The sequence below is a fragment of the Acidithiobacillus sp. genome, from assembly GCF_049965315.1.
GTDB lineage: Bacteria > Pseudomonadota > Gammaproteobacteria > Acidithiobacillales > Acidithiobacillaceae > Acidithiobacillus_B.
Map to the genome: position 1 here is coordinate 1 of NZ_JBMFWL010000073.1, position 601 is coordinate 601.

The 601-nt window shown below is 61.1% G+C and carries 1 protein-coding gene; it reads left to right on the forward strand.

The window, feature by feature from the left end; translation table 11 throughout:
• Nucleotides 1–558: aminotransferase class IV (locus ACP5MM_RS09845; RefSeq protein ID WP_427934537.1), on the forward strand; the 558-nt coding region annotated here is incomplete at its 5' end.
• Nucleotides 559–601 lie beyond the last annotated feature (43 nt).

Here is a 601-nt window from a genome sequence, read left to right on the forward strand (position 1 = left end):
GGGTACGGCAGCGCCGACGCCGGCCCTCCCCGACGCTATCTGTGGTTATCCCAGTGGCCGGAGCGAAACCCGCACTACTGGGATCCCGGCATCTCCGCCGCAACCTGCGAGGTCACCTTGCTCACCGGTGCACCGTATCTCGGCGTCAAATCTCTCAATCGCCTGAACCAGGTTATGGCCCGGGATGCCCTGGCTTCCGAATATGCCGAAGGGGTCATGCTGGACCAGTCTGGACTGCTGCGCGAGGGCATCATGTCCAATCTGTTTTGGGTAACGACTGGTGTTGTCCATACTCCGGAACTGGAAAACGGCGGCATTGCCGGTGTTCAGCGGGCCGCCATTCTGGCGTGGTTGCAGGCGCATGGCGTGCCGACCCGCTTGGGCCACTGGCCACTGGCGATGCTTCAGGATGCTGATGAAATATTTTTCAGCAACAGCCTCATCGGTGTCTGGCCGGTGCGCTACTTCATGGGGCGCGGATTACCCGGGCGTGACGGACCTATAACATCCGCCCTGCTCGCATGGGTTCGGGAAATGGGTCTGGGGCCACAACCGTGACCCGCAGACGTATGGTGGTTCTGCTCATTCTTCTGGCCGTATT